Genomic DNA, 26302 nt, shown 5'->3' on the forward strand with positions numbered 1-26302 from the left:
GCAGCGCGACCACCGGCGCGGTCGTCGGAGGGCTGCCCCAATGACGGCTCACCTGTGCTCCGCGCGAGACTTCGCCGGACCGCTGCGGCCACCCGACAGCAGCGCCACCACCGGCGCGGTCGACGGAGGGGCGACCCGATGACCACTCCCCTGCCGACCGGCTTCCGGATCGTCCTCGATCCCGACACCAAGCACCTTCGCGATGACCTCTGGTTCGGCGGCTCACCCGCCCGCGTCCTCCGCCTGACCGCCGCCGGGCGGCGAGCCTGGCGAGAACTCGCCCACGGCCCCGTCACCTCCCCCACCGCCGGTGCGCTCGCTCGGCGGCTGACCGATGCCGGCTTCGCCCATCCCGTTCCGCCCACCCCCTCCGAACCCCCCGATCTCACCTTCGTCGTCCCCGTCCTCGACCGGCCCGGCCCTCTCGCCCGCTGCCTGGCCTCGCTCGGCCGCCACCCCGTCCTCGTCGTCGACGATGGCTCGGAAGACCCCCAAGCGATCGCCAAAACAGCCGCCGAACACGGCGCGAAACTCATCCGCCGGGAAGAAAACGGCGGTCCCGGCGCGGCCCGGAACACCGCGCTCGACCACGTCACCACCGAACTGGTGGCCTTTGTGGACAGTGACTGCGTCGCACCCGGGGACTGGGCCGATCAGCTCGCCACCCACTTCGCCGACCCTCTGCTCGCCGCGATCGCTCCGCGCGTCCGTCCGCTCACGCAGCACACCACCGCCGGCCGGTACACGAAAGCCGCCGGCAGTCTCGATCTCGGGGACCGGCCTGCGCGCGTTGCTCCGCGGACTCGGACCTCCTACGTCCCCACCGCCGCGCTGGTCGCCCGGCGGGCCACTCTCCAAGAAGTCGGCGGGTTCGATCCCGGACTCCGCGTCGGCGAGGATGTCGACCTGGTCTGGCGGCTGCACGCCGCCGGCCACAGAATCCGGTACGCCCCCGATGTCCACGTCGGCCACCACGAACCCGAGACCTGGCGCGCGCTCCTCGGCCGGCGCGCGCGGTACGGCACCTCCGCCGCCCCGCTCGCGCGGCGTCACCCCGGGTACCTCGCGCCGCTCGTGCTGCACCCGTGGCCGGCCTTGACCGTCGCCGCGCTGCTCGCCCGGCGGCCCCTGCTCGCCGCCGGCGGCTTCGGTGGCGCCGTCTTCAGCATGCTCAAGACGTTGCGGGACAACGACATCCCCACCGAAGGCGTCGTCCGCGCGATGGGGACCGCCGTCCACCAGACCTGGCTCGGCGCCGGCCGCTACGGGACGCAGTTCGCCGCGCCGGTCCTCGCCGCGCTGCTGGTTCCCCGCGGGTGGGGCCGGCGTGCCGCCGTCGCGTCGCTGCTGCTCGGCCCGCCGCTCACCGCGTGGGCGAAGCGCCGTCCCGACCTGGACCCCGTCCGCTACACCGCCGGCGCCCTCGCCGACGACATCGCCTACGGCGCCGGCGTCTGGGCCGGCTGCCTGACCCACCGGACCGCCGCGCCGGTGCGGCCCGAGATCGCTTGGCGCCCGGTGCGCGTCGACAGCAAGGAAAAGCGAGGCCCCGCATGAGCAACGCCTGGTTCGAGTCGATCGCCGAAGCCCAGCGGCGCGCGAAGAAACGCCTGCCGCCGTCCGTCTACTCGGCCCTGATCGCCGGCTCCGAAAAGGGCCTGACGCTCAAGGACAACCTCGACGCGTTCGACGAGCTGACGTTCGCCCCGCGCACCGCCGGGCAGTCCGGCGAACGCGCGCTCGCCACCACCGTCCTCGGCCGCGAGATCGCGCTGCCGGTGGTCATCTCCCCCACCGGCGTCCAGGCGGTGCACCCGGACGGCGAGGTCGCCGTCGCCCGCGCGGCCGCCGCCCGCGGCACCGCGATCGGCCTGAGCTCCTTCGCCAGCAAGCCGATCGAAGACGTCGTCGCCGCCAACCCGAACACCTTCTTCCAGGTCTACTGGACCGGCAGCCGCGACGACATCCTCGCCCGGCTCGACCGCGCCCGCCGCGCCGGGGCCGCCGGGCTCATCCTCACCTTGGACTGGTCGTTCTCCCACAGCCGCGACTGGGGCAGCCCCCACATCCCCGAAAAACTCACCCTCCGCGAGCTGCTGCGCTTCGCGCCCGAAGGCCTGACCCGGCCGCGCTGGCTGCTCGACTACGCGAAAACCCGCCGGCTGCCCGACCTCAGCGTCCCGAACATGGCCGAACCCGGCGCGCCGGTCCCCACGTTCTTCGGCGCGTACGGCCAGTGGATGCAGACGCCGCCGCCGTCGTGGGACGACGTGGCCTGGCTGCGCTCGCGGTGGGACGGGCCGTTCCTGCTCAAGGGCGTCATCCGGGTCGACGAGGCCCGGCGCGCGGTCGACGCCGGGGTCAGCGCGATCTCCGTATCGAACCACGGCGGCAACAACCTCGACGGCACCCCGGCGACGATCCGGGCGCTCCCGGCGGTCGCCGACGCCGTCGGCCACCAGGTGGAAGTCCTGCTGGACGGCGGGATCCGCCGCGGCAGCGACGTCGTGAAGGCGCTCGCCCTCGGCGCCACGGCGGTCCTCATCGGCCGCGCGTACCTGTGGGGCCTGGCGGCGAACGGCCAAGCCGGCGTCGAAAACGTCCTCGACGTCCTGCGGGGCGGCATCGACTCGACGCTGCTGGCGCTCGGCCACCGCAGCGTCCACGACCTGAGCCGCGACGACGTCCGGATCCCGGAGACGTTCTCCCGTGCCCTCGGGACCACGAGCTCAGTGTGAGTGGGCTTCTTCCAGAGTCGCCCCGGCCAGGCGCGCGGCGACGCCGCGGCGGAAGTTCGGGCAGTCGTGGACGTCCTCGTGCGGGCAGTCCAGGCCGTGCGCGATCGCGGTGCGCGCGGCCTGGGCGCGGGCGATCCGGGCGTCCAGTTCGGCGAGCTTGCGCTGCTGCAGTTCGCGCCAGGCCGGCGCGGCGGACGTGCGCAGGGCGATCAGCGTCTTGAGTTCGCGGACCGTGAACCCGACATCGCGCAGGATCAGGATCTCGCCCACCTGCGTGACGGCCGAAGGCGGGTAGCGCCGCTGGCCGGCGACGCGCTCGGGCGCGGTCAGCAGGCCTTGATCTTCCCAGTAGCGCAGCGCCGAAGTGGCCACGCCGGTGCGGCGGGCCAGCTCGCCGATCGTCAGCTGCTCCTCGGGCATTTGACTTCGAGCGTACTTGAAGCCGTTCACTCGCGGCATGGCGAAGACAGGTCTCAAGCAGCGGATGATCGGGCAGTTCCACCACCCCCGCGGGCTCGGCGGGCGGGTGGCCGGGTGGGTGATGGCCCACCGCGGCTCCAACCGGCGGCGCAACGTCTGGGTGGTCTCCCTCCTGGACGTCCGGCCCGAGGACCGGGTGCTCGAAGTCGGGTTCGGTCCCGGGATCGCGCTCGGTGAGCTGGCCGCCCGCGCGACCCGGGGCCGCGTCTACGGCGTCGACCACTCCGCGGTGATGGTCGAGCGGGCGGGCCGGCGCACCCGGGCCGCAGCCGACCGGATCGAGCTGGTGCACACCTCGGTGGACCGGCTGCCGCCGTTCGGCGAACCGCTCGACGCCGTCCTGGCCGTCAACAACGCGGGCTTCTGGCCCGATCCGCCCGCGCGGCTTCGCGAGCTGCGGGGCCTGTTGCGCCCGGGCGGGCGCATCGCGCTCGCGTCCCAGCCGCGGTGTCCCGGCGCCGACCGGGGCACCACGGCCCGGGCCGCGCGGGAACTGCAGGACCTGCTCACCGAAGCGGGGTTCGCCGAACTGCGGGTGGAGACGCTCGACCTCGATCCGCCGGTGGCGTGCGTCCTCGGCGTCAACCCACGGTGAAGCTCGCCGTGAGCGTGGCCGCCGAACTCGTGCCGACGTACACCTCGATCTTGCCCGGCTCGACCCGGAACTTGGCGGCGTTGTCGTAGAAGCCGACGTCGTCCGGGGTGAGCGTGAACGAGACCTGCCGCGACGCGCCCGCGGCGAGGGTCACCCGCTCGAACCCGCGCAGCCGCCGGACCGGCTGGACGATGCTCGCGACGGGGTCGCGCAGGTAGAGCTGGACGACCTCGTCGCCCGCGCGGGAACCGGTGTTGGTCACCGTCGCCGTCACCTGGATACGGCCACCGCGGATCGGCAGCCGGGTGCTCGACAGGCGCAGGCCGTCGACGCGGAACGTCGTGTACGACAGGCCGAAGCCGAACTCGTAGAGCGGGCCGGTCTCCAGGTCGAGGTACTTCGACGTGTACTTGTTGTTCGGATCGGCGGGGCGGCCGGTGTTCTCGTGGTTGTAGTAGATCGGGACCTGCCCGACTGCGCGCGGGAAGCTGACCGGCAGCTTGCCGCCCGGGTTGACCGTGCCGAACAGGACGTCCGCGACCGCGTTCCCGCCCTGCACGCCCGGCGCCCACGCCTCGAGGATCGCCGGCGCGTTGTCGTGCAGGTACGGGATCGTCAGCGGCCGGCCGTTGACCAGCACCACGACGAACGGCTTGCCCGTCTCCTTGATCGCCGCCACCAGCTGCTGCTGCACGCCGGGCAGGTCGATGTTGCTGCGCGCGGCCGCCTCTCCGCTCATCGCGGCGGTTTCGCCGACCACGACGACGGTGACGTCGGCCGCGCGGGCGGCCTGCTGCGCGGCGGCGAACCCGCTGGTGTCGGTCCCGTCGACCGCGCAGCCGGCGGTGTAGGTCACGGTCGCGCCGGGCGCCGCGGCCTTGATGCCGTCCACGACGGTCACCGGCGGGGTCGTGCCCGCGCCGGTGCCCAGGCCGGCCCAGGTGCCGTTGAGGTCGTAGGTCGCCGCGCCGAGCGGGCCGACGACGGCCACCGAGCCCACGGACTTCGCCAGCGGCAGCACCGGCCCGGCGTTCTTGAGCAGCACCATGCACCGCCCGGCGGCCTGCCGCGACGCGGCCAGCGCGGCCGGCGACGGCGCCTTGACCTCGCCGGCTTCGTCGACGTACGGCCGTTCGAAGAGCCCCAGCTTGACCTTGACCAGCAGGATCCGGCGGACGGCGTCGTCGAGCTGGTCGAGGGTGATCCGGCGCTGGGCCAGCAGCTGCTGGCCGTAGGTGACGTAGTTGGTGCTGACCATCTCCATGTCGACGCCGACGGGCAGCGCGGCCGCCGCGGCGTCCGCGCCGTCGCCCGCGAGGCCGTGGTTGATCAGCTCTTCGATGCCGGTGTAGTCGCTGACGACGAACCCGCGGAACCCGTAGGCGCCCTTGAGGACGTCGTGCAGGACGTACCCGTTGCCGTGCGCGGGGACGCCGCTGATGGTGTTGAAGCTGGCCATCACGGTCGCCACCCCGGCCTCGACGCTCGCCTTGAACGGCGGCAGGTAGAGGTTGTGCAGCCGCTGGAGCGAGACGTCGACGGTGTTGTAGTCGCGGCCGCCCTCCGCGCCGCCGTAGGCGACGAAGTGCTTGGCGCAGGCGGCGAGGCGGTCCGGTGACGAGTAGTCGCCGCCCTGGTAGCCGCGGACCTTCGCCACGGCCATCTGCGAAGCCAGGTAAGGATCTTCGCCCGATCCTTCGGCGATGCGCCCCCAGCGCGGCTCGTGCGTGACGTCCATCATCGGCGCGTACGTCCAGTGGATGCCGCTGCGGCGGGCCTCCTTCGCCGCGACCGTCGCGTCGGCGCCCGGCACGCCGGGGTCGAAGCTCGCGCCCTGGGCCAGCGGGATCGGGAAGTTCGTGGTGTAGCCGTGGATCACGTCGAGGCCGAAGATCAGCGGGATGCGCAGCCGGGTCCGCTCGACGGCGATCTTCTGCAGCGCGTTGAGCTTCGCGGCGCCCACGACGGAGAAGACCCCGCCCAGCTGCCCGGTCGCGAGGGCCGTCCGCGCGAGGTCTTCGGTGCCGACCAGCTGCAGCTGCCCGAGCTTCTCGGCGAGGGTCATCTTCCCGAGCAGGTCCTCGACCCGCGGGTTCCGCTCGGGCCGGGCGGCGGGGTCCGCGGCGGCGGGCGGGGCGAGCACCGCGGCGGCTCCCCCGGCGGCGAGGAGACCGCCGACGCCGGCGAGCAGGCTGCGCCGGTTGACGCCGTCGGCGGTCGAAGCGGCCGCGTGACTCTCGGGCTGTTCCATGGCGGGGACCCTTTCGCGAGAGGACGAAGGCCGTCAGCATAAGCACGTCCGCCGCCGCGGACCGGTTGGTTTTTCCTTGCCGCGAAGGCTTGTGGTCCGCACCCGGGCGTCCTACGGTCGACTGCGGACCGACACGTGGAGGGGGCGCCGTGCGGGCGTTCGGAGCTGTCCTGGCAAGCGCTTTCTTGCTGACCGGTGCGACGCCCGCCCTCGCGGACGCGGCCTGGTCGCCGTCCCCGATCGCCTGGACGACCTGCCCGGACGACCCGGACAACCCCGGCGTTCCCGACGGGGAGTGCGGCACGCTCCGGGTGCCGCTCGACTGGGACCGGCCGCACGGGCCGTCGATCGGCCTCGCCGTGGCCCGGCACCGCGCGACCGATGCCGCCCACCGCGTCGGTGTCCTGCTGGCCGACGCCGGCGGCCCCGGCTCGTCCGGCGCGGAGATCGCGCTGTCCCCCGGCTACTTCGGCGCGGAGGTCGAGGCCCGGTTCGACGTCGTGGGCTTCGACCTGCGCGGCACCGGCAACAGCGAGCACATCGACTGCGGCTTCCCGGCGGGCGCGCCCGACAACGAGCCCGCCGACCGGACGCGGTTCGCCGCGCTGCGCGCGTACAACCGGCAGGTGGTGGCCGACTGCCGGGCCCGGAACCTGCCGGTGTTCGACCACGCCGACACCGCCACCAACGCCCGCGACCTGGACGCCGTCCGCCGCGCGCTGGGCGAGGACCGGATCAGCTTCCACGGCGCGTCCTACGGCACGCTGCTCGGCCAGCAGTACGCCGAGCGGTACGGCGACCACGTCCGCGCGATGGCGCTGGACGGCGTCATCGACCACAGCGTCGACCTCGCGCACTTCGTGGGTGACCGGGCCGCCGCCGTGGACGAGCTGTTCGGGCAGTTCACCGACTGGTGCGAGCGGACGGCGACCTGCGCGCTGCACGGCCAGGACGTCCTCGCGACCTGGCGGCGGGCGCAGACCGCCGCCGACGGGATGCCGCTTCCGCACAACTGGTTGCGCGACCAGGTGTACGGGGACATGCGCATCCCGGACTGGGACGACGTGGCCCGGGTGATCGCCGGCACCGCGGCCGGCAGCCCGCCGCTGCGGGCCGAGTTCACGCCCAACTACGAGTCGATCCGGCTGGCCGTCGTCTGCCAGGACTTCGACCTGCGGATGCCGGACTTCGCGCGGTATTCGGCGATGCACGCCGAGGAGCTGCGCCGGTCGCCGATCATGCGCGGCAGCACGATCGGCCACGACGAAGCGACCGCCTGCCTCGGCGTCGCCGGCCCGCCCGCGAACCCGCCGCACCGGCTGAGCATCCCGCGAGCGCCGCGGATCCTGCTGCTCAGCAGCCGCTACGACCCGGCGACGCCGTACGCCTGGGCGGTGAACGTGCACCGCCAGGCGCCGGCGAACACGACGCTGCTGACCTACGAAGGCTCGGGCCACGGGGCCTATCGGCGCACCGCGTGCACCCGGGAAGCGGTGGACCAGTACCTGCTGACGCTGAAGACACCCCACCGCGACTTCAGCTGTCCGGCCTGAGCCACTGCCCCCCGGTCCGGCTCAGCCCAGGTGATCACCGAGTAGTCGGTGCCAACGTTGGTGTACACCCCGGGGAAGTCCTTGCGCGCGCAGCCTTCGCCCCACGAGACGATCCCGGCGAGCTTGCCGTCGACGTAGGCCGGGCCGCCCGAGTCGCCCTGGCAGGAGTTCTTGCCGCCTTCGGGCACACCGTTCTCGGCGCAGGTGGCGTTGTCCACCACCGGCACCGACACCTTGAGCAGCGTGTCGGAGACGGCGCCGCCCTCGGACGTCGTGCCCCGCCCACGATCCGCGGGTCACCGGCCGACGCACCGGGGGCGGCGACCACGACGACAGCGGCGGCCACGGCGAGGGCCGTCGCGGCCCGCCGGACCACGGAACGTCCGTCTACCTGCATGAACGTCTCCCTTCGGGGACCTGGAAGGTGGTACCCGGGAGCAGACCGGACAAGTGGCGGAGAATCACGGGGAGCGGTGACTCCGGGGTCAATCCTTGACATGACGACAACAGGGCCTTACCGTTTTCCCACGCCGCCGGGTTGTCCAGACCATTTACATCGTGAAAGGACACCTCGATGCGCCTGCGTTCCCTGCTCGTCCTGCTGGCGGTGCCTGCCCTGGTCGCCACCGCTTCGCCCGCGTCGGCGGCCAACCCGGCCGTGGCGCCGGGCGGCAACTTCGACCTGGGGATCTGGCAGCTGCAGGAGCCGGTCGGCTCCCCCGGCTCGCCGACCACCATCTCCTCGTCCCGGCTGCAGGGCCCGAACGGCTTCCAGGACAGCTACTTCTACACCGACACCCGCGACGGCGCGATGACGTTCTGGGCGCCGGAAAAGGGCGTCACCACGCCGAACTCGAACTACGCGCGGTCCGAGCTGCGCGAGATGAACCGCGACGGGTCGGCGGCGAACTGGTCGCTGAGCGGGTCGCACAAGCTGAGCGCGACGCTGCGCGTGGTGTCGGTGACGTCGAACGTGTGCGTGGGCCAGGTCCACCTCGGTACGGGCGGCTCGTCGACGAAGCCGTTGCTGGAGCTGTACTACCGCTCGAGCGGCGACATCGTCCTCGGCACCGAGAACTCTCCGGACGGCGGCCAGACGCCGCACACGGTCGGGCACGTGTCGATCGGCAAGACCTGGACCTACACGATCGGCATCTCCGGCGGCAACACCATCGACCTGACGGTCAACGGCAGCACGACACACTACGCGATCCCGTCGTCGTTCAAGGCGTACAAGCAGTACTTCAAGGCGGGCTCGTACAACCAGTCCTCTTCGGACAGCACGACCAAGGGCGCCCGGGTCGCGTTCTACGGGTTGACCGTCTCACACGGCTGACGCTGTCCGGCCCGGTGGCCGCCACCACCGGACCGGCGCGGGCACGGCGGACATGATCCGGCGGCGCGGCCTCGACGCGACGAGCATCCGCGAGGTCACCGCCGCGATCGAGGGCTGATCGCTCAGCGCCAGCCGAGCTCCGGGGCCACGTGAGTCAGGATGCTCTCCAGCACGTGCACGTTGTAGTCGACGCCCAGCTGGTTCGGGATGGTCAGCAGGAGGGTGTCCGCGGCCTGGACCGCCTCGTCCTCCTTGAGCTCCCGCACCAGCTCGTCCGGCTCGGCGGCGTACGAGCGGCCGAAGATCGCGCGGGTGTTCTCGTCGATCATGCCGACCTGGTCGCGCGAATTGCGGTCGCGGCCGAAGTACGCGCGGTCGGTGTCGTTGGTCAGCGCGAAGATGCTGCGGCTGACCGACACGCGCGGCTCGCGCTCGTGGCCGGCCTCCTTCCACGCCTCGCGGTAGGCCTCGATCTGCTTGCGCTGCTGGACGTGCAGCGGCTCGCCCGTCTCGTCGTCCTTGAGCGTCGAGCTCTGCAGGTTCATGCCGAGCTTCGCGGCCCAGACGCTCGTCGCGTTCGAGCTCGAACCCCACCAGATGCGGTCGCGCAGGCCCTCGGAGTGCGGCTCGAGCCGCAGCAGCCCGGGCGGGTTGGCGAACATCGGCCGCGGGTTCGGCTGCGCGAAGCCCTCGCCCTCGAGCAGCTTCAGGAAGACCTCGGTGTGCTGCCGGGCCATGTCGGCGTCGGTCTCGCCGTCGGCCGGGGCGTACCCGAAGTAGCGCCAGCCCTCGATGACCTGCTCGGGGGATCCCCGGCTGATACCGAGCTGGAGCCGGCCCCCGGAGATCAGGTCGGCCGCCCCCGCATCCTCGACCATGTACAGCGGGTTCTCGTAGCGCATGTCGATCACGCCGGTGCCGATCTCGATCTTCGACGTGCGCGCGCCGATCGCCGAGAGCAGCGGGAACGGGCTCGCCGCCTGCCGCGCGAAGTGGTGCACGCGGAAGTACGCGCCGTCGACACCGAGCTCCTCGGCCGCGACCGCCAGGTCGATCGACTGGTGCAGGAAGTCGGCGGCGGAGCGCGTCTCGGAGTGCGGGCTCGGCGACCAGTGGCCGAACGAGAGGAAGCCGATCTTTTTCACGTCCGGTTCAGCGTCCGGGAGCCGGGTTTGATTCCCCGGTGTGAGCGGGCCGACCGCCGCCGCACCCCGCGCGCGGCGGCGGCCGGGGCGCTCAGCCGCAGTGCTCGGCCTTCTCCTGGTCGGTCATCGGCGCGGTGTGCTGCGTGATGTCGCCGGTCGAGCCGGGCACCGGGCCGTCCGCGTCGAAGTCCTGGTACCAGATGTAGTGGTCGTAGAACCGGTCCGGGAAATGCATTTCGTAGGTGCCGTGCACCTTCTGCATCTTCGGCGCGCGTTCCACCCAGCCCTTTTCCCCGGGCCGGACGTCGACGTTGGTCGCCTGCCCTTCGGTGTGCGAAGACTCCCACGTGTGCTGGTAGGACGTTTCGATCGACACCTTGAACACTTCAGAGAAACCGTATTCGGCGGACAACGATACGCCGAAACTGTTCGACTCCCCCGTCGTGTCGGACCAGTTCACCGTGCTGCGCTGCAGATCACCGGTGCAGTTGTAGGCGGCTTCACCGACCTGATGACCGGCCCCGGTGTGCTCTTCCGGCGGGCCGGCCGGGTGGAACACGCAGGAATCGGTGCCGTTGTCGCACTTGTCGAGCAGTTCCCGGGCGGTCGGGCCGCCGTCGGCCGACGCGCCGGGCGCGGTCAGCACGAGGCCGGCGACGGTCAGCAGGCCGAGGCCCGCCGCCGTCCACGCGTTTCGCTTGCTGGTCACGGTCACTCCTTCGCTCAGCTGAACCCGATGGACTGCGTGCGGTCGTCCATGAAGGACCCGACGTTGCCGGTGTTCTCCTTGAACGGGCCGTCCCGGTCGCCGCCGAGGTTCGGCTCGGGGTAGAGCCAGATCCAGCAGTTGCCCCACGGCTGCACGGAGGAGATCTTGTTCTTCCAGTCGTCGCCGAGGTCGAACTGCCAGTTGACCCAGCCGTCCTTCTTGCACAGTTCGGGTCCGGTGATGGTCAGCGAGTTCCCCGTGTAATCGGGGCCGTCGAAGAACGTGCCCTGGACGACCTGGCCGGCTTCCTGCGCGACGAGCGCCGAACGCTCGGTGCCGGTACTGCATTTCTGCACCCCGGTTTCGGAGTTCAGCACGCAGTGCCGGGTCGTCGTCGCGGCCACCGCCGGAACGGCGCCGAGAAGGCTCACGCTCGCCGCCGCGGCCGCCGTCGTCATGGCTGTTCTGGTCCAATTGCACGCCATTGTTTTCCCCTTTCCAGGGAATCGAAAAGATCTTCCGTTCCGAAAGTACGACGGTCCCGGCGGATACGCGCGGGTGTTGCCCGTCGGGGCATCGGGGTCTGCCCATTCCCTCGCGGGGCCCGGAGCCGCCGTGCGGACCAACCGGGGCCGCGGTACAGTACGCCGTCCCGGTGACAGCTGACGTCGATCACGTCACCCTCGGTGACGCGATCATGAAAATTCATCCGGTCATAACTTGACTCATTCCAGAGAAGGCCCCTAGGGTGGCCGACGTGATGACCGACTTCGAGGCGCAGCTGCGAGCGGTCTCGTTGCGGGTGACGCGGCCGAGGCTGGCCGTGCTCACCGCGTTGCGGGACCACCCGCACGTGGACACCGAGACGGTGATCGAGCTGGTGCGGGCCGAGCACCCGACGGTGTCGCACCAGACGATCTACGACGTCCTGCGGGCGCTCACCGACACCGGCCTGGTGCGGCGCATCCAACCCGCGGGCGCGACCGCCCGGTACGAGTCCCGGGTCGGGGACAACCACCACCACGTCGTGTGCCGCACCTGCGGCGCGATCGCGGACGTCGACTGCGCCGTCGGCCACACCCCGTGCCTGACCGCCTCGGACGACCACGGTTTCGTGATCGACCAGGCGGAGGTCGTGTACTGGGGCACCTGCCCCGACTGCGCGGCCACCCGAACTCCCGAATGATCGCCGGCTCCGGAAGGAAGTAGATGAGCAACACCCAGGACAACACCCCCTCGAGCGCACAGGGTGTGGACCAGAAGGCGGCGGCCGGCTGCCCGGTCGCGCACGACTCGGTGACCTCGCACGGCAGTGAGAGCGAGAACCCGGCGATCGATTCGCCGCAGCCGAAGACGGGTGGCCGTCCGCGCACCAACAAGGACTGGTGGCCCAACCAGCTCGACCTGACGGTGCTGCACGCCCACTCGTCGAAGAGCAACCCGCTCGGCGAGAACTTCGCCTACGCCAAGGAGTTCGCGAAGCTCGACGTCGACGCCCTCAAGCGGGACATCACCGAGGTGCTCACCACCTCGCAGGACTGGTGGCCGGCGGACTTCGGCCACTACGGCGGCCTGATGATCCGGATGAGCTGGCACGCCGCGGGCACCTACCGCATCCACGACGGCCGCGGCGGCGCCGGTGACGGCGGCCAGCGCTTCGCGCCGCTGAACAGCTGGCCGGACAACGCCAACCTCGACAAGGCGCGCCGCCTGCTGTGGCCGGTCAAGCAGAAGTACGGCCAGAAGATCTCGTGGGCCGACCTGCTCGTGCTGGCCGGCAACGTGGCCCTGGAGTCGATGGGCTTCAAGACCTTCGGCTTCGGCTTCGGCCGCGTCGACACCTGGGAGCCCGAGGAGATCTTCTGGGGCCCCGAGGACGACTGGCTGGGTGACGAGCGCTACGTCAGCGACTCGGAGATGGCGCCCGAGGTCGGGGCGACCGAGATGGGCCTGATCTACGTCAACCCCGAGGGTCCCCGCGGCAGCGCGGACTTCGAGGCGGCGGCCCACTTCATCCGCGAGACCTTCGCCCGGATGGCGATGAACGACGAGGAGACCGTCGCCCTCATCGCCGGCGGTCACACCTTCGGCAAGACCCACGGCGCCGGTGTCGCCGACGACCACGTCGGCCCGGAGCCCGAGGGCGCGCCGCTGGAGGCGCAGGGCCTCGGCTGGCTGAGCACCCACGGCAGCGGCAAGGGCGCGGACGCGATCACCAGTGGCCTCGAGGTGACGTGGACCGACAAGCCGACCCAGTGGAGCAACCGCTTCTTCGAGATCCTGTTCGGCTACGAGTGGGAGCTCACGACGAGCCCGGGCGGCGGCAAGCAGTACGTCGCCAAGGACGCGCCGGAGATCATCCCGGACCCGTTCGACCCGGACAAGAAGCACAAGCCGACGATGCTCACGACGGACCTGTCGCTGCGCTTCGACCCGGTGTACGGCCCGATCTCGCGCCGGTTCCTCGAAAACCCGGACGAGTTCGCGCTGGCGTTCGCCAAGGCCTGGTACAAGCTGCTGCACCGCGACATGGGCCCGGTCAGCCGCTTCCTGGGCCCGTGGGTGGCCGAGCCGCAGCTGTGGCAGGACCCGGTGCCGGCCGTCGAGGGCGAGCTCGTCGACGACGCCGACATCACCGCGCTCAAGGCGAAGGTGCTGGAGTCCGGTCTTTCGGTGTCCCAGCTGGTTTCGACCGCGTGGGCGTCGGCCGCGAGCTTCCGCTCCACCGACAAGCGCGGTGGCGCGAACGGCGCCCGGATCCGCCTGGAGCCGCAGCGCGGCTGGGAGGTCAACGGGCAGGTCGGGCCGGTGCTCGACAAGCTCGAGGCCATCCAGCGCGAGTTCAACGAGGCGGGCGGCGCGCAGATCTCGCTGGCCGACCTGATCGTGCTGGCGGGCTCGGCGGCGGTCGAGAAGGCGGCGCGCGACGCCGGCGTCGAGACCACCGTGCCGTTCCACCCGGGCCGCACGGACGCCACCCAGGAGCAGACGGACGTCGACTCGTTCAAGGTGCTCGAGCCGCGCGCCGACGGGTTCCGCAACTACCTGCGGGCCGGCGAGAAGCTCCAGCCGGAGACGCTCCTGGTCGAGCGCGCGTACATGCTCAACCTGACGGCCCCGGAGATGACGGTCCTGGTGGGCGGCCTGCGCGCGCTGGGCACCAACGCGGGCGGCACCCAGCACGGCGTGCTGACCGACCAGCCGGGCGTGCTGACCAACGACTTCTTCGCCAACCTGCTCGCCCCGGGCACGAAGTGGCAGGCGTCGAAGTCCGAGGAGAACGTGTACGAGATCCTCGACGTGAGCACGGACAAGCTGAAGTGGACGGCCACGGCGGTCGACCTGGTCTTCGGCGCCAACTCCCAGCTGCGGGCCCTGTCCGAGGTGTACGCAAGCGACGACGCCCGCGAGAAGTTCGTGTCGGACTTCGTGTCGGCGTGGACGAAGGTCATGGAGCTGGACCGGTTCGACCTGGTGTGATCCTTGGCTTGTGACGGGCCCGGCCGATCTTCGGCCGGGCCCGTTTCGTTCCCCTATCGGCGGGCGGTGATTCCCACCGCCACCGCCAAGCCCGTTCCGGCGAGAGTTCTTCACGCCAGCGAATGCAGCACGTGTTACACAGGCCGCAATGCGTCGACGATCAGGTCGAGCAGCCGCGCGATCCGCTTCGCGTCCGGGTCGGCCGACGTCGACAGGAACACGCCGAGCAGCATCAGCGTGACGTCTTCGGGGTCGACACCGGCGCGGAACGTGCCGTCGCGCCCCCCCGCGGCGAGGATCGCGCCGATCGCCTCGGTGATGCGCCGCCGCGTCACCGGGGTTGTGATGCGGCCCGACGCCACGCTCGCGCGCAGGACGTCGCCCATCCCGCGTTTGGTCTCGATGAACGCCGCGTACCGGTCCATCCACGCGCGCAGTGCGGGCTCGGGTGGCAGCTCCGAAAGCAGCGCCGGGGCGCTCGCGGTGACGTCGTCGAGCTCGGCCGCGTAGACGGCTTCGACGAGCGCCTCGCGGGTCGGGAAGTGGCGGTAGAGCGTGCCGATCCCGACGCCGGCCTCCCGGGCGATCGCTTCCAGCGCGACGGTCCCGTCGGCGGCGCCGAAGGCGGCCCGCGCGACGGCGACGAGTTTCTCCCGGTTGCGGCGCGCGTCGGAGCGCACCGGCCGGTCAGGTTCCGGCGAAGGCAAAGCGGAGGCACCTCCGGTTGTGCTACGGTCGGTCTAGCGGAGGCTCCTCCGCTTCACCATCATCGCACGAAGACGGGACCACGCATGCCCTCCACGAAAAGCGCCCTGCTCGCCGGCCGCACCGTCGCCCGCGTCGGCTACGGGGCGATGCAGCTCGAACGCCTCCACACCGACCGCGACCAGGCCGTCGCGCTGCTGCGCCGCGCGTTCGACCTGGGCGTCGACCACGTCGACACCGCCCAGTTCTACGGCAACGGCTTCGTCAACGAGGTCATCCGCGAGGCCCTCCGGCCCGGGGACGACGTCCTGGTCGCCAGCAAGGTCGGCGCCGACCCCGACCCCGGCGGCCCGATCCCGCTGCGCCTCGCGCAACGCCCCGAGGAGCTGCGGGCGAGCGTTGAGGACAACCTCCGCTCGCTGGGCCTCGACCGGATCCCGCTGGTGAACCTGCGCCGCGCCGACCGGCGGCCGGGCGTTATCGCCGACGGAGACCAGCTGGTCGACCTCGACGACCAGCTCGCGGTCATGACGGACCTGCGCGACGAAGGCAAGATCGGCGCGATCGGGCTCAGCAGCGTCACCCTCGACGCCCTGCGCCGGGCGCTCCCGGCCGGCATCGCCTGCGTCCAGAACGCCTACAGCCTGGTCGGGCGCGACGACGAAGACATGGTCGGGCTCTGCGTCGCCGAGGACATCGCGTGGGTGCCGTATTTCCCCCTCGGCGGCGCCTTCCCCGGCCTGCCGAAGGTGACCGACGAGCCGGCGGTCCAGGCGGCCGCGCGCGACCTCGGCCACACGCCCGCGCAGATCGGCCTCGCGTGGCTGCTGCACCACGCGCCGAACGTCCACCTCATCCCCGGTACCGCCAGCGTCGATCACCTGGAGGCCAACATCGCGGCCGGCGATCTCGAGCTGGACGCGGACACCTTGGCCGCATTGGACGCCGTCCCGACGCGGTCGCTGGACGCCTCGCTCGGCTGACGCCGTCACCGCCAGGGCAGGACGGCTCCGTCGCGGACCAGCTCGCCGTACTGCGCCGGGTCGAGGGGCCGGAACACGAGCTCCAGCAAGGTATCCGCCGCTTGGGCGGGGCTCGGCGCGGTGCTGACGTCCCACCACAGCGCGGACGTCGGCGTGTTCATCATCCCGGGGCAGACGGCGGCGAGCAGGATCCCGCGGGCCAGGTCGTCGTCACGGCGCTGGGTGGCGAGCGCGCGCACGGCCGCGACCTGGCCGATCTTGGACGGGATGTTGACGAAGCCCGGCCAGTCGCCCGCGCGGGCGCTGCCGTCCTCGACCGCGTCGCGCCAGGCGGCGACCTGCTTGTCCACTTCGTCCAATGAGGACAGTGCGTCGAACCGGTCGTGCAGCGCGGGCGCCAGGTGCCGCAGGGTGCCGAACGAACTGGCGACGACGAGGAACCGGCCGTCGTCCCGCAGCAGCGGCGCGAAGGCGCGGAGCAGGCGGGTGGTGCCGAAGTTGTTCACCTCGGCGTAGTCGTGGACGACCGCGCGCGGGTCGTCGTCGGGGCCGACGCGCATGACGGCGTTCCCGACGACGACGTCCACGCCGCCGTGCTCCTCGGCCAGCCGCGCGGCGAGCCGGCCGGGGGCCGCGGGCTCGGCGACGTCGAGGACCTCACCGCGGACCTCGGCGCCGCCGGCGGGCATGGCTTCGACGGCTTGGGCGACGCGCCGGGCATCGCGGCCCGTGAGGTATACGGTGTCCTCAGTGGACAGACGCTGGGCGAGCCCCTCGACGAGCGCGAGGCCCAGGCCTTGGGTGGCGCCGGTGACGAGAGCGACTTTCGGGGTCATGCGATTCCTTTGGCGAGCAGGGTTTCCGAGAGGGTCCAGAGGCGCTCGGCGCCTTCGGGGTCGAGCGCGTAGCGGACCACGCCTTCCACGCGCGGTGCTTCGCGGCGGCGGTCGATGGTCATGGTCTCGTTGCAGTCGACGAAGTAGCGGCCGCCGGTGTGGCGCTGCAGGTTCGTGTAGATCGCGCCCGGCATCAGCGCGTTGGCGGTGATGCCGTCGCCGGCCCAGCGGCGCGTCGCCTCGACGGCGAAGAGCACGTTGGCGGTCTTGGACTGGCCGTACGCGAGCCACGGGTCGTACGGCCGGAAGGCGAAGTCGACGTCGTCGAAGACCACCGGGGACAGCTGGTGGCCGCTGGAGCTGACCACCACGATCCGGGCGGCGCCGTCGGTGGCGAGCGCGTCGTGCAGGCCGGTGGCGAGGGCGAAGTGGCCGAGGTGGTTGGTGGCGAACTGCAGCTCGCGGCCCTGCGGCGTGTGCTGCTCGGGCGTGGCCATGACACCCGCGTTGGCGACCAGGACGTGCAGCGGGCCGTCCCAGGCCGCGACGAACGCGTCGATCGAGGCGGGATCGGTGAGGTCCAGCGGCGCGACGCGCACCGAACCGGCGATGCCCGCGGCCGCGCGTTCGCCCGCCGCGACGTCGCGAACGGCCAGGGTGACCTCGGCACCGGTGCCGGCCAGGGCGCGCGCGGTCTCGACGCCGAGGCCGGAGGACGCGCCGGTCACCACGGCCCGGCGGCCGGACAGGTCGGCGCCCGCGGCGACCTCGGCCGCGGTGCTACCGAATCCGAAGGGGGTGCGGATCAAGTTCATGACTCCAAGCTAGGTCGGCCGGTCCCATGCGGAAAGCGAAAGATCCGCAGACCTGGTATGCGTAGACGTCATGGCCTTCTCCGACGCGTCCCTCACCGCCCTGCGGGTCTTCCGCGAGGTCGCCGAGCGGGGCACGCTCACCGCCGCGGCCGCCGCGCTCGGCTACACCCAGTCGGCGGTCTCGCGGCAGATCGCGTCGCTGGAACGCGCCGCGGGGACACCATTGCTGGAACGGCGCCACGACGGCGTGCGGCTCACCTCGGCCGGGCAAATCGTCGTGCGCCGGGCCGCCGGGGTGATCGACGCGCTCGACGCCACCGCGCGCGAGCTGGCCGGGTTGCCCGGTGAGCAGGGCACGGTCCGGCTGGGCTGGTTCCCGACCGCCGGCGCCGACCTGCTCCCCCGCGCGCTGGCCGCGCTGCGGCGCACCCACCCGGCCATCACCGTGCTCAGCCGGGAGGGTGGGACGCCGGCGCTCGTCCGCGCTCTGCGGGCCGGCACCCTCGACCTCGCGCTGGTCGCCTCGGCGCCGCCGTTCCGCCCGCCGGACACCGAAACTCCGGCGCTGGCCCTGCGGGTGCTCACCGAGCGCAGCCTGCGCGTGGCCGTCCCGGCGACGCACCCGCTCGCGCGCCGGGACTACATCGACGTCGCCGACCTGCGGGGGCAGCGCTGGATCGCCGGCTCGGGCGACGACCGGGTGCTGGGCGTGTGGCCGGGCCTGGACGAACGGCCCGAGATCGCCCACACGGCCCGCGACTGGCTGGCGAAGCTGCGGCTCGTCGCGGCCGGCTGCGGGATCACGACGGTGCCGGGTTCGCTCGGCGCGGTGGTGCCGCCGGAGGTCCGGGTGCTGGCCGTGCGCGGCGGCCCCGGTGAGCAGCGCCGCATCCTGCTGGCGCACCTGCCACGGCCCCTGTCCGACGCGGCGAGCTGTGTCGCCACGGCCCTGCGCGAAGCGGCGGTCAGCGAGTGACGCGGCCGGGGCCGCACCTGCTGGCGGCCATCCGCCCGGCGGTCGAGGGAACGGCGCCGGCGATGGTGGCCGAGGCCGCCTGACCGCAAAACCGCGGGCCACCGAACCGGCGAGCCCACCACCAGCCCCGGCGACGGTCACCGAGACCAGCTGACCACAGAACCGCGAGCCACCGAACCGGCGAGCCCACCACCAGCCCCGGCGACGGTCACCGACACCGCCTGACCACAGAACCACGGGCCACCGAACCGGCGAGCCCACCACCAGCCCCGACGATGGTCGCCGCGCTGCGGGCGGCGCACGAAACGGCCCCCTACGGAAGCCCCACCACCACCCGCGGCGTCAACCGCCCCTTCTCCGGGTCCCGCACGACCTCCCCCGCCGTGATCGCCGAAGTCAACGCTCCGATCGCGTCCTCCGGGCGGTAGATCGTCTCCAGCAACGTGAACCGCTGCAGCTCCGCCACCGAACACCTCCCCCGCCGCGCCAATTCCGCCGATAGGGCCCGGCGCAACGGCAGCAGCTGCGGTGTCAGCGAAATGTCCACCAGCGTGCGCTCGCCGTCGCGGGGGTCGCGGTAGCGGATGCCCGCGAACTCGTCCACCGCCCACAGCTCGCTCTTGAACGTCGCGAGGTGCTTGGTGTCCGCCGTCGCGAACAGCAGCAGGCGCGCCTCTCCGTCGTCGGCGACCAGCTCGACCGCGCACCCCGGCTCCGCGCGGGGGGCCTCGGGCGGCAGCGGTGCCGTGACCACCACCTCGTGCCCCTTGCCGCGGTTCATCGAGGCGAACTGCGGCCACGCGCCGGGACCGTCCAAATGGGTCAGCACCGGTCCCGCCGGGGTCAGCTCGGCGAGCGAGGAAATCATCCGCACGGAAAGCCCCGGAGGCGCCCCGGACGGCGCGGAGGAACCGACGACCACCAATTCCAGGTGGTGCCCGTCGAGCCGGTCGGCGAACTCGCCGAACACCCGGAGCGCGTCGGCCGCGAACCCGCCGCACTCGACGTACGTGCCGCCGCGCTGGGTCCGCAGTGCCTTCGCCGTCCACGCGTCGAGGTACCGCACCAGCACGTCCCGCTCCACCGCGGTATGCCCGGCCACACCTGAAGGTGTACCTCAGCAAACCGTTCGGCACCAGGGTCGCTACCCGATAGGCTCGGCCGATGCCGATCACCGCGGCCGACGTCGAAGACACCGTGCGCACGACCACCGCGACCCTCGCCGGAGCGCGGGACACCGGCTGGGACGCCCCCGCCGGCGCGATGGACTGGTCGTGCCGGGAGACCGTCGAGCACATCGCCGACAACTTCTTCTTCTACGCCGCCCAGCTCGGCCCGCGGGTCGCCGACACCGAGCGGTCGGTGCCGTTCGCGTGGGCCCAGCGCCGAAAAGGCGGCCCCGGCCTGGTCCTCTACGCCGACCGCGACGCGGGGCCGGCCGGTCTGCTGCGGTGCGTCGACGCGTGCGGCGCTCTCCTCGTGGCCGTGGTGCGGACGACGCCGCCGGACGTCCACGCGCACCACGACGACGGCGTCCTGGACACCGAAGGCTTCGCCGCGATGGCCATCGGCGAAACGCTGGTGCACATGCACGACGTCACCACCGGGCTCGGACTCCCCTGGGCACCGCCGGCCGATCTCTGCGCCCGGCTGCTCGCCCGCTTCTTCCCCGGCGCGCCCGCGGACACCGATCCGTGGGCGACGCTGCTCTGGGCGACCGGTCGCGGCGACCTGCCCGGCCACCGCCGGCAGACCGACTGGCGGTGGGGCGTTCAGCCCTCCGGGTAGAACAGGAACAGCGTGCAGCCGGTGGCGCTCGCGGGCACGTGCCACGAACCGGCCGGCGCGTGGATAAAAGTGCCCGCCGGGTAGTCGCGCGCGCCGTCGTCGAACGTCCCCTCGACGACGAACACCTCCTCCGGTCCCGGTTCGTGGACGTCCCGGCGCGGCCACGACGTACCGACGTCCATTTCCAGGACGCCCGCGTGCGCGCCGCCCGGACCGGTCCACAGTGGACGGAAGCGGACGCCGGGGAACAGGTCGCGCACCGGCGCTTCCCGGACGGTGGCGGAGGTGTATCCCGGCTGGTCGAGGATCTCGGGGTGCATGACCGCCACGATGCCCGCCGCCGACAGGGCTCGGCCAGTGTCCGGCAAGACACCTTGGGGTACTTTCCTGCCATGCATCGCGTGGTGGCCCTGGTGCGGCCGGTGCAGTCGACGTTCGAGCTCGGGTGCGCCGCCGAGGTGTTCGGCACGCCGCGCGACGGCGTGCCCCAGCACTACGAGTTCGAGGTCTGCGCGGAGACGCCCGGCCCGGTGCCGACGACGGCCGGGTACGCGATGGCCGTCCCGCGCGGCCTGTCGGCGCTCGACACCGCGGACACCGTGATCATCCCCGGCTGGGCGCCGGTCGAGGCGCCGCTGCCCCCGCGTGTCCGCCGCGCACTGCTGCGGGCCCATGCCCGGGGCGCGCGGCTGGTCACCATCTGCTCCGGGGTGTTCGCCCTCGCCCGCACCGGTCTGCTGGACGGCCGGTCGGCCACGACCCACTGGGGCCGCGCCGAGCAGCTGCGGCGGGAGTTCCCGCGCGTGCGCGTCGAGCCCGACGTGCTGTACGTCGACCACGGGGACGTCGCGACGAGCGCCGGGGCCGGTGCGGGGATCGACCTGTGCCTGCACCTCGTCCGCGAGGACCACGGCGCCGCGCACGCCGCCCTGGTCGCCCGGCACATGGTGATGCCGCCGCACCGCGAGGGCGGCCAGGCGCAGTTCGCCCCGCCTCCCCGGCCGCCGGACGCCCTCGACGGGCTCCTCGGCTGGGCGGGCGACCGGCTCGGGACGCTGTCCGTGGCCGGCCTGGCCGCGCACGCCGGGGTCTCCCAGCGCACGCTCGCCCGGCGCTTCGCCGCCCAGCTGGGCACCAGCCCGGGCGCGTGGCTGCTGGCCCGCCGGGTGAGCGAGGCCCGCACCCTGCTGGAGGACACGGACCTCCCGGTCGAGGCCATCGCGGCCCGGGTCGGCCTGACGTCGGCGGTCAACCTGCGCCGCCGCTTCCGCGCCCGGGTCGGCACGACACCCGGCGCCTACCGGCGGGCGTTCCGGACGCCGTAGCGGCGCTCGGTCCCGGCCCCCGTCCGCACGTGCCCGGGTGGCCCGGGAAAGCGGCGTTCCCCGGCCACCCGAGCCCGAATCACTTGCGGGGCAGGCCCCGCGGGTTGACCTCCGACGCGGGCAGCGCCTCGGACGCCAGGTTCCAGCGCTTGAGGACTTCCGCGTATTGCCCGTTCTTGATCACCGTGTCCAGCGCCTGCTGCAGCGCCTCGACCAGGCCGTCGTCCTTCTTGGTCATCGCCGCGATGTCCGCCGGGATGGTGCCGCCGCCGGAGACCGTGCCGACGATCTTCGTCTTGCCGTCGACCGCCACGTGGTAGGCCGACGTCGGGTTCGGGCCGACGTAGGCGTCGATGCGGCCGGACTGCAGCGCCAGGTAGTAGTCCGAAGTCGCCTGGTAGTACTGGAACTTCACCGGGGCCAGCCCGGCCGCCTTGTTCTGCTGGTCCCAGCGCAACAGGATCTGCTCCTGGTTGGTGCCCGCGCCGACGCCGACCGTCAGTCCGGCGATGTCCTTCGCCTCCTTGACCGCGATGTTCTTCTCGGTCTTGACCTCGAACGCGATCGTGTCCTTGCGGTAGGTCGCGAAGTCGTACTTGTCCTTGCGCTCCTCGGTCACCGTGATGTTCGAGAACCCCGCGTCGAACTGCCGGTTTTCCACCGAAAGGAAGAGGTTCTCCCACGACGACGCCCGCAGGTCGAGCTTCAGCCCGAGCACGTCGGCGACGAGCTGCGCGACGTCGGGCTCGACGCCGATGACCGTCTTGTCGTCGTCGGCGCGGAACGACAGCGGCGGCGTGCCGTTGCCGGTGGTCCCGACGACGAGCGTGCCGCGGGCCCGGATCTCCGCGGGGACGAGCGCGGCGATGGCGTCGACCCGCTGCGCCCGGATCCGGTTCTGGTTCGCGGTGGTGTCGACCCCGCCCGGCTGGTCCGCGGGCGCGGTGGTCGCGGCTTCCGGGCTGCCGCACGCGGCGAGCGCGAACACCGACGCGAGCAGCAGGGTTCTCAGTTTCATCGTTCTCCTCAAAGGACTTTCTCCACGAACGCGCGGGTGCGGGGGTGCCGGGGGTGGTCGAGCACTTCGGCGGGCGGGCCTTGTTCGACGACGCGGCCTTCGTCGAGGAAGACGACGGTGTCGGCGACCTCGCGCGCGAAGCCCAGCTCGTGGGTGACGACGACCATGGTCGTGCCCGCCTCGGCCAGGTCCCGCATGACTTCCAGGACCTCGCCGACCAGCTCGGGGTCGAGAGCCGACGTGGGTTCGTCGAAGAGCAGGACGCCGGGTTCGAGGGCCAGCGCCCGGGCGATCGCGACCCGCTGCTGCTGGCCGCCGGACAGCCGCCGCGGGTACTGGTCCGCCTTGTCCGCGAGCCCGACCCGGTCCAGCAGCTCGCGGGCCTTGGCTTCGGCTTCGGCGCGCGGGCGGCGTTGCGCGGAGATCGGCGCTTCGACGACGTTCTCCAGCACGGTCAGGTGGCCGAAGAGGTTGAAGTTCTGGAAGACGAACCCGATCTTCGTGCGCTGCTTGAGGATCTCGCGTTCCTTGAGCTCGTGCAGCCGGTCGCCGGCCCGGCGGTAGCCCATCAGCTCACCGCCGACGCTGATGAACCCGCGGTCGGCGCGCTCGAGGTGGTTGATCAGCCGCAGCAGCGTCGACTTCCCGGAGCCGGACGGTCCCAGCAGGACGGTCACTTCCCCTTGGCGCACCTGGAGATCGACGCCGTCGAGGACCTTCAGCGCCCCGAAGCTCTTGTGGACGCCACGGACGTCCACTGTGGACTCGGTGCTCATGCGCCCCGCCCCAGCCGACGCTCGACGTAGTACTGCGCGACCGACAGCACGGTCGTCAGCGCGAGGTACCAGGCGGTGGCGACCAGCAGCAGCGGGATCACCCGGCCACTGCGCGTGTAGATCACCTGGACCTGGTAGAAGAGCTCCGGCAACGCCATCACGTACACCTGCGACGTCGCTTTCAGCAGGCCGATGATCTCGTTGGCCGCGGTCGGCACGATCGTGCGCAGCGCCTGCGGCAGCACGATCCGGCGGAACTGCCGACCGGCCGGGAGCCCCAGCGCGGCGGCGGCTTCGCGCTGCCCCGCGTCGACCGAAAGGAACCCGGCGCGCACGATCTCCGCGGCGTACGCGCCCTGGTGCAGGGCGAGCCCGAGACCGGCGGCGAAGAACGGCGGGATCAGGCTCATCGTCCCGACCGAGACGAACGACGGCCCGAACGGGACGCCGAAGGAAATCTCGTTGTACAGGATCGCGAGGTTGTACCAGAACAGCAACTGGAGAATGAGCGGAACCGACCGGAAGATCCACGTGTAGGTCCAGCTGACCGCGCGCAGCAGCGGATTCCGGGAAATGCGCATCAACGCGAGCACGGTGCCCAGCAGGAATCCCGCGACGACGCCGAACACCGTCAGTTCCAGCGTCAGCGCGACGGCTTCCAAGATCGATTTCTGGAAGACGAACTTCGCGAAGGTGGGCCAGTCGAACGCCTTGTTGGTGACCAGCGCGTGGCCCGCCATCGCGACGAGGACGGCCACCACGGCGGCGGCGACCCAGGTCAGCGGGTGCCGCGCGGGCACGATCTTCAGCGACTCCTCCGGCGCGGCGGCGGGCGCGGGCCGGGTTCCGAGATCACTGGTCATCGCGGGCCAGGTCGGCGGGCAATGGCCGGACCCGCGGATCAGACCGGTCGACCCAAACGGATTCGGGCATTGGGGTACCTGCTCCGGAAAAGGAAGGGAAGAAAAGCGCGGGCGCTTTCCGCTGACGTCGTCGACTCTAGGAAGCGGGACCCGGGACGGTCAACGAGCCGGCGCCGGGTTCCAGATCCTGGACGACTTCGCGTCACCTTCGGCTGACGACGGCCGCCGCGGCCAGCGCGACCGCGAACACCGCGTAGGAGGCTGTCAACCCGCCGGCCGAACTCAGGGCGCCGCCGACCGCGCGGCCCAGCAGCTGTCCGACGCACTCGGCGGTGATCACGGCGGTGGCCAGCTCCGTCGCGGTGAGCCCGCTCGTCCCGGCGGTGCTCGCCCGGACGTACAACGCGGGATAGGCGAGCCCGACGCCGATCCCGGCCACCGTCCATGCGACGAGCACCACGGGAAACGGGCCGCCAATCGCCAGGACGGCCGTGCCGAGCGCGGTCAGGCCCAAGCCGGTCGCGGGAAAGTGCCGACGAGCCAGGAGGCTCGTCACCGCCCAGGCGAGCGGGGCGGCGCTCAGCACGATCGCCGCCTGGCCGAGGCCGACGTGGAAGCCCGTCGTGAGCAGCACGGTGATCAGGCTGTCGGCGCCGAAGTAGCCGACCGCGAACAGCGTCATCGCGGCGAGCGCGGCGGGCGCCCCCCGGCGCAAACGTGCCGTGCCCGCCGGCAGGATCGCCACCATCCCGGCCGCGGCGACGGCCGCGCCGGCGAGCGCGAGCGGCCACCACCCCTCGCTCAGCACGACACCCGCCGCGCCGAGGGGCACCAGCAGCGTCCGGCCGAGCGGCCGCGGCGACGTCTCCGGCTCGTCGCCGGCGGCCCGCACGACGAGCAACCGTCCGAAGAGGACGAACGGCACGGGCAGGAGCAGGGTCCAGCGCCAGCCCACGAGGTGCGCGAGGCCGAGCGTCGTGGCCGGGCCGACGAGGGCGGGCAGGATCCACATGGCCGACGACGCCGCGACGACCTTGAGGCGCAGCCGGTCGTCGAGGTGGCGGATCGCGGAGCTGATGCCGAACACCGCGAGCAGGCCACTGGCGAGACCGGTGGAAAGCTGGCCGAGCGCGAACGTCCACGCGTTCCGGGACGTGGCCGCCACGACGAGCCCGCCGAGGTAGGCGAGCATCCCGGCGGCGAGGGTGCCGCGCGTCCCGAGCCGGCCCAGCACCCGGCTCGCCAGCGGTAGCGCGACGAACAGCCCGAGGGTCGAGCCGGCGATGAGCAGCCCGAGCCGGTTCCCGGCGTTCAGGTCCCCGGCGACGACGGGCAGCAGCGTGGAGGCGACGAAGCTGGTGACCGCCGCGGCGAACTCGAGCGCGACGATCCCCGCCGCGAGGGGCAGGGACCCGGTCCGGGTCACGTGTAGAGGTCTCGCTCGTAGGCGTTGATCTGCACGGGGACGCCGTCGGGGTCGCGGACGCGGAGGGACCGGCCGAAGCCTTCGTCGAGCACGGGTCCGGGTTCGTACCCGGCTGCCCGCAGGCGGTCCCGCACGTCTTCGAGTGGTTCGTCGGTCTCGAAAGCGAGCTCGCACCGGCCCGCGTCTTGTCCTTTGTGGACGGCCAGGGTGCCGCCGCCGGCGGGGAGCTCGACCCAGCCGCCGGGCCGGGAGACGGGCCCGGTTTCCAGGCCGAGGGTGGTGTAGAAGCGCGTCACGGCTTCCACGTCCGAGGTGTAGCGGATGGGCAGCACTCGCATCATGGGCGCTCCTCGGTGCGGCGCAGGTGGTCTTCGAGAACGCGTTCGACGTAGGCCGACAGGGACTCGTCGGCGTCGACGGAGGCGTGCTTCACCCGCCGGATGAGCGCGACCGGCAGGTAGACGCTGAACTGCCGTTTGGCGTCTGCGGGCATGCCCACATGCT

The 26302-nt window shown here is 72.2% G+C and carries 27 protein-coding genes and 1 pseudogene; 11 read left to right on the forward strand and 17 right to left on the reverse strand.

Annotated elements, in window-relative coordinates; translation table 11 throughout:
- Nucleotides 1–138: 138 nt before the first annotated feature.
- Together mftF and mftD are read left to right on the forward strand one after the other, a co-directional pair.
- Nucleotides 139–1557 (forward strand): mycofactocin biosynthesis glycosyltransferase MftF, encoded by a 1419-nt coding sequence (gene mftF, locus ACZ7OH_RS30380; protein WP_470283940.1) that lies wholly within the window; start codon nt 139–141, stop codon nt 1555–1557.
- The gene (mftD, locus tag ACZ7OH_RS30385; RefSeq protein ID WP_470283941.1) at nt 1554–2738 is read left to right on the forward strand and encodes a pre-mycofactocin synthase MftD; all 1185 of its coding nucleotides are present in this window, start codon (nt 1554–1556) and stop codon (nt 2736–2738) included. Before mftF ends, mftD begins: the two co-directional genes overlap by 4 nt.
- Here the strand turns inward: mftD and ACZ7OH_RS30390 are convergent.
- Nucleotides 2730–3158: a MerR family transcriptional regulator gene (locus ACZ7OH_RS30390; RefSeq protein WP_400899369.1), complete on the reverse strand. Its 429-nt coding sequence runs from the start codon at nt 3156–3158 to the stop codon at nt 2730–2732. The genes mftD and ACZ7OH_RS30390 overlap by 9 nt on opposite strands.
- Before the next feature lie 37 nt (nt 3159–3195).
- On the opposite strand from ACZ7OH_RS30390, the gene ACZ7OH_RS30395 reads away from it, so the two are divergent.
- Nucleotides 3196–3813, forward strand: a complete 618-nt coding sequence (locus ACZ7OH_RS30395; protein WP_470283942.1) for a class I SAM-dependent methyltransferase — start codon at nt 3196–3198, stop codon at nt 3811–3813.
- Here the strand turns inward: ACZ7OH_RS30395 and ACZ7OH_RS30400 are convergent.
- Nucleotides 3800–6064 carry a glycoside hydrolase family 3 N-terminal domain-containing protein gene (locus tag ACZ7OH_RS30400; protein ID WP_470283943.1) on the reverse strand — a complete coding sequence of 755 codons (2265 nt, stop codon included), beginning with the start codon at nt 6062–6064 and terminating at the stop codon, nt 3800–3802. The genes ACZ7OH_RS30395 and ACZ7OH_RS30400 overlap by 14 nt on opposite strands.
- A gap of 149 nt (nt 6065–6213) precedes the next feature.
- Here ACZ7OH_RS30400 and ACZ7OH_RS30405 point away from each other — a divergent pair, with 149 nt between their 5' ends.
- Nucleotides 6214–7617, forward strand: a complete 1404-nt coding sequence (locus ACZ7OH_RS30405; protein WP_470283944.1) for an alpha/beta hydrolase — start codon at nt 6214–6216, stop codon at nt 7615–7617.
- Here ACZ7OH_RS30405 and ACZ7OH_RS30410 read toward each other — a convergent pair.
- Nucleotides 7527–7889 (reverse strand): annotated as a pseudogene (locus tag ACZ7OH_RS30410) (trypsin-like serine protease); the annotation flags it as partial. The gene ACZ7OH_RS30405 and the pseudogene ACZ7OH_RS30410 overlap by 91 nt on opposite strands.
- 302 nt (nt 7890–8191) lie before the next feature.
- Here ACZ7OH_RS30410 and ACZ7OH_RS30415 point away from each other — a divergent pair.
- Nucleotides 8192–8953 carry a polysaccharide lyase family 7 protein gene (locus ACZ7OH_RS30415; protein ID WP_470283945.1) on the forward strand — a complete coding sequence of 254 codons (762 nt, stop codon included), beginning with the start codon at nt 8192–8194 and terminating at the stop codon, nt 8951–8953.
- Nucleotides 8954–9075: 122 nt separating this feature from the next.
- Here the strand turns inward: ACZ7OH_RS30415 and ACZ7OH_RS30420 are convergent, their stop codons facing one another.
- The 3 genes from ACZ7OH_RS30420 to ACZ7OH_RS30430 all read right to left on the reverse strand — a co-directional run bounded on the left by ACZ7OH_RS30420 (nt 9076) and on the right by ACZ7OH_RS30430 (nt 11265).
- Complete coding sequence (locus ACZ7OH_RS30420; RefSeq protein ID WP_470283946.1) at nt 9076–10098, reverse strand: LLM class flavin-dependent oxidoreductase; 1023 nt, start codon at nt 10096–10098, stop codon at nt 9076–9078.
- 91 nt (nt 10099–10189) lie between these two features.
- Nucleotides 10190–10807, reverse strand: coding sequence for a hypothetical protein (locus ACZ7OH_RS30425; protein ID WP_470283947.1), 618 nt, complete (start codon nt 10805–10807; stop codon nt 10190–10192).
- 14 nt (nt 10808–10821) lie between these two features.
- Complete coding sequence (locus tag ACZ7OH_RS30430; protein WP_470283948.1) at nt 10822–11265, reverse strand: hypothetical protein; 444 nt, start codon at nt 11263–11265, stop codon at nt 10822–10824.
- 302 nt (nt 11266–11567) lie between these two features.
- Between ACZ7OH_RS30430 and ACZ7OH_RS30435 the strand changes: the two genes are divergently transcribed.
- Entirely contained in the window at nt 11568–11993 is a 426-nt protein-coding gene (locus ACZ7OH_RS30435) for a Fur family transcriptional regulator (protein ID WP_086682245.1), read from the forward strand.
- Between the two features lie 23 nt (nt 11994–12016).
- Nucleotides 12017–14287: a catalase/peroxidase HPI gene (gene katG / locus ACZ7OH_RS30440; protein WP_470283949.1), complete on the forward strand. Its 2271-nt coding sequence runs from the start codon at nt 12017–12019 to the stop codon at nt 14285–14287.
- 134 nt (nt 14288–14421) lie between these two features.
- On the opposite strand, the gene ACZ7OH_RS30445 is transcribed toward katG, so the two are convergent.
- Nucleotides 14422–14994, reverse strand: a complete 573-nt coding sequence (locus ACZ7OH_RS30445; RefSeq protein ID WP_470283950.1) for a TetR/AcrR family transcriptional regulator — start codon at nt 14992–14994, stop codon at nt 14422–14424.
- 84 nt (nt 14995–15078) lie between these two features.
- Here ACZ7OH_RS30445 and ACZ7OH_RS30450 point away from each other — a divergent pair, with 84 nt between their 5' ends.
- Entirely contained in the window at nt 15079–15975 is an 897-nt protein-coding gene (locus ACZ7OH_RS30450; RefSeq protein ID WP_470283951.1) for an aldo/keto reductase, read from the forward strand.
- 5 nt (nt 15976–15980) lie between these two features.
- Here the strand turns inward: ACZ7OH_RS30450 and ACZ7OH_RS30455 are convergent, their stop codons facing one another.
- Entirely contained in the window at nt 15981–16811 is an 831-nt protein-coding gene (locus ACZ7OH_RS30455; protein ID WP_470283952.1) for an SDR family NAD(P)-dependent oxidoreductase, read from the reverse strand.
- The gene (locus ACZ7OH_RS30460; protein ID WP_470283953.1) at nt 16808–17626 is read right to left on the reverse strand and encodes an SDR family NAD(P)-dependent oxidoreductase; all 819 of its coding nucleotides are present in this window, start codon (nt 17624–17626) and stop codon (nt 16808–16810) included. The genes ACZ7OH_RS30455 and ACZ7OH_RS30460 overlap by 4 nt, the downstream gene beginning before the upstream one ends.
- Nucleotides 17627–17696: 70 nt before the next feature.
- Between ACZ7OH_RS30460 and ACZ7OH_RS30465 the strand changes: the two genes are divergently transcribed.
- Nucleotides 17697–18602 carry a LysR family transcriptional regulator gene (locus ACZ7OH_RS30465; RefSeq protein WP_470283954.1) on the forward strand — a complete coding sequence of 302 codons (906 nt, stop codon included), beginning with the start codon at nt 17697–17699 and terminating at the stop codon, nt 18600–18602.
- A gap of 313 nt (nt 18603–18915) precedes the next feature.
- Here the strand turns inward: ACZ7OH_RS30465 and ACZ7OH_RS30470 are convergent, their stop codons facing one another.
- Nucleotides 18916–19704 (reverse strand): hypothetical protein, encoded by a 789-nt coding sequence (locus tag ACZ7OH_RS30470; protein ID WP_470283955.1) that lies wholly within the window; start codon nt 19702–19704, stop codon nt 18916–18918.
- A gap of 62 nt (nt 19705–19766) precedes the next feature.
- On the opposite strand from ACZ7OH_RS30470, the gene ACZ7OH_RS30475 reads away from it, so the two are divergent.
- On the forward strand, nt 19767–20390 hold the full coding sequence (locus ACZ7OH_RS30475; protein ID WP_470283956.1) for a maleylpyruvate isomerase N-terminal domain-containing protein: 624 nt from the start codon (nt 19767–19769) through the stop codon (nt 20388–20390).
- Here ACZ7OH_RS30475 and ACZ7OH_RS30480 read toward each other — a convergent pair.
- Nucleotides 20375–20710 (reverse strand): cupin domain-containing protein, encoded by a 336-nt coding sequence (locus tag ACZ7OH_RS30480; protein ID WP_470284083.1) that lies wholly within the window; start codon nt 20708–20710, stop codon nt 20375–20377. The two genes, ACZ7OH_RS30475 and ACZ7OH_RS30480, sit on opposite strands and share 16 nt — an antisense overlap.
- A gap of 72 nt (nt 20711–20782) precedes the next feature.
- On the opposite strand from ACZ7OH_RS30480, the gene ACZ7OH_RS30485 reads away from it, so the two are divergent.
- Entirely contained in the window at nt 20783–21715 is a 933-nt protein-coding gene (locus ACZ7OH_RS30485; RefSeq protein WP_470283957.1) for a GlxA family transcriptional regulator, read from the forward strand.
- Nucleotides 21716–21794: 79 nt separating this feature from the next.
- Here the strand turns inward: ACZ7OH_RS30485 and ACZ7OH_RS30490 are convergent, their stop codons facing one another.
- From ACZ7OH_RS30490 to ACZ7OH_RS30515, 6 genes are all read right to left on the reverse strand, one after another.
- Complete coding sequence (locus ACZ7OH_RS30490) at nt 21795–22733, reverse strand: ABC transporter substrate-binding protein (RefSeq protein WP_470283958.1); 939 nt, start codon at nt 22731–22733, stop codon at nt 21795–21797.
- An 8-nt stretch (nt 22734–22741) separates the two neighbouring features.
- Nucleotides 22742–23509: an amino acid ABC transporter ATP-binding protein gene (locus ACZ7OH_RS30495; RefSeq protein ID WP_470283959.1), complete on the reverse strand. Its 768-nt coding sequence runs from the start codon at nt 23507–23509 to the stop codon at nt 22742–22744.
- Nucleotides 23506–24372, reverse strand: a complete 867-nt coding sequence (locus tag ACZ7OH_RS30500; protein ID WP_470283960.1) for an amino acid ABC transporter permease — start codon at nt 24370–24372, stop codon at nt 23506–23508. The genes ACZ7OH_RS30495 and ACZ7OH_RS30500 overlap by 4 nt, the downstream gene beginning before the upstream one ends.
- Before the next feature lie 202 nt (nt 24373–24574).
- The gene (locus ACZ7OH_RS30505) at nt 24575–25798 is read right to left on the reverse strand and encodes an MFS transporter (protein ID WP_470283961.1); all 1224 of its coding nucleotides are present in this window, start codon (nt 25796–25798) and stop codon (nt 24575–24577) included.
- On the reverse strand, nt 25795–26139 hold the full coding sequence (locus ACZ7OH_RS30510; RefSeq protein WP_470283962.1) for a VOC family protein: 345 nt from the start codon (nt 26137–26139) through the stop codon (nt 25795–25797). Before ACZ7OH_RS30510 ends, ACZ7OH_RS30505 begins: the two co-directional genes overlap by 4 nt.
- Nucleotides 26136–26291 (reverse strand): CopG family transcriptional regulator, encoded by a 156-nt coding sequence (locus ACZ7OH_RS30515; RefSeq protein ID WP_470283963.1) that lies wholly within the window; start codon nt 26289–26291, stop codon nt 26136–26138. Before ACZ7OH_RS30515 ends, ACZ7OH_RS30510 begins: the two co-directional genes overlap by 4 nt.
- Nucleotides 26292–26302 lie beyond the last annotated feature (11 nt).

It is taken from the genome of Amycolatopsis sp. NPDC114478 (assembly GCF_055633805.1).

What these genes read in the sequence shown, in the direction of transcription:
- mftF (WP_470283940.1), top strand. Translation starts at nt 139, where the DNA reads ATGACCACTCCCCTGCCGACCGGCTTCCGGATCGTCCTCGATCCCGAC.
- mftD (WP_470283941.1), top strand. Translation starts at nt 1,554, where the DNA reads ATGAGCAACGCCTGGTTCGAGTCGATCGCCGAAGCCCAGCGGCGCGCG.
- ACZ7OH_RS30390 (WP_400899369.1), bottom strand. Translation starts at nt 3,158, where the DNA reads ATGCCCGAGGAGCAGCTGACGATCGGCGAGCTGGCCCGCCGCACCGGC.
- ACZ7OH_RS30395 (WP_470283942.1), top strand. Translation starts at nt 3,196, where the DNA reads ATGGCGAAGACAGGTCTCAAGCAGCGGATGATCGGGCAGTTCCACCAC.
- ACZ7OH_RS30400 (WP_470283943.1), bottom strand. Translation starts at nt 6,064, where the DNA reads ATGGAACAGCCCGAGAGTCACGCGGCCGCTTCGACCGCCGACGGCGTC.
- ACZ7OH_RS30415 (WP_470283945.1), top strand. Translation starts at nt 8,192, where the DNA reads ATGCGCCTGCGTTCCCTGCTCGTCCTGCTGGCGGTGCCTGCCCTGGTC.
- ACZ7OH_RS30430 (WP_470283948.1), bottom strand. Translation starts at nt 11,265, where the DNA reads ATGACGACGGCGGCCGCGGCGGCGAGCGTGAGCCTTCTCGGCGCCGTT.
- ACZ7OH_RS30435 (WP_086682245.1), top strand. Translation starts at nt 11,568, where the DNA reads ATGACCGACTTCGAGGCGCAGCTGCGAGCGGTCTCGTTGCGGGTGACG.
- katG (WP_470283949.1), top strand. Translation starts at nt 12,017, where the DNA reads ATGAGCAACACCCAGGACAACACCCCCTCGAGCGCACAGGGTGTGGAC.
- ACZ7OH_RS30450 (WP_470283951.1), top strand. Translation starts at nt 15,079, where the DNA reads ATGCCCTCCACGAAAAGCGCCCTGCTCGCCGGCCGCACCGTCGCCCGC.
- ACZ7OH_RS30455 (WP_470283952.1), bottom strand. Translation starts at nt 16,811, where the DNA reads ATGACCCCGAAAGTCGCTCTCGTCACCGGCGCCACCCAAGGCCTGGGC.
- ACZ7OH_RS30460 (WP_470283953.1), bottom strand. Translation starts at nt 17,626, where the DNA reads ATGAACTTGATCCGCACCCCCTTCGGATTCGGTAGCACCGCGGCCGAG.
- ACZ7OH_RS30465 (WP_470283954.1), top strand. Translation starts at nt 17,697, where the DNA reads ATGGCCTTCTCCGACGCGTCCCTCACCGCCCTGCGGGTCTTCCGCGAG.
- ACZ7OH_RS30475 (WP_470283956.1), top strand. Translation starts at nt 19,767, where the DNA reads ATGCCGATCACCGCGGCCGACGTCGAAGACACCGTGCGCACGACCACC.
- ACZ7OH_RS30480 (WP_470284083.1), bottom strand. Translation starts at nt 20,710, where the DNA reads ATGCACCCCGAGATCCTCGACCAGCCGGGATACACCTCCGCCACCGTC.
- ACZ7OH_RS30485 (WP_470283957.1), top strand. Translation starts at nt 20,783, where the DNA reads ATGCATCGCGTGGTGGCCCTGGTGCGGCCGGTGCAGTCGACGTTCGAG.
- ACZ7OH_RS30490 (WP_470283958.1), bottom strand. Translation starts at nt 22,733, where the DNA reads ATGAAACTGAGAACCCTGCTGCTCGCGTCGGTGTTCGCGCTCGCCGCG.
- ACZ7OH_RS30495 (WP_470283959.1), bottom strand. Translation starts at nt 23,509, where the DNA reads ATGAGCACCGAGTCCACAGTGGACGTCCGTGGCGTCCACAAGAGCTTC.
- ACZ7OH_RS30500 (WP_470283960.1), bottom strand. Translation starts at nt 24,372, where the DNA reads ATGACCAGTGATCTCGGAACCCGGCCCGCGCCCGCCGCCGCGCCGGAG.
- ACZ7OH_RS30510 (WP_470283962.1), bottom strand. Translation starts at nt 26,139, where the DNA reads ATGATGCGAGTGCTGCCCATCCGCTACACCTCGGACGTGGAAGCCGTG.
- ACZ7OH_RS30515 (WP_470283963.1), bottom strand. Translation starts at nt 26,291, where the DNA reads ATGCCCGCAGACGCCAAACGGCAGTTCAGCGTCTACCTGCCGGTCGCG.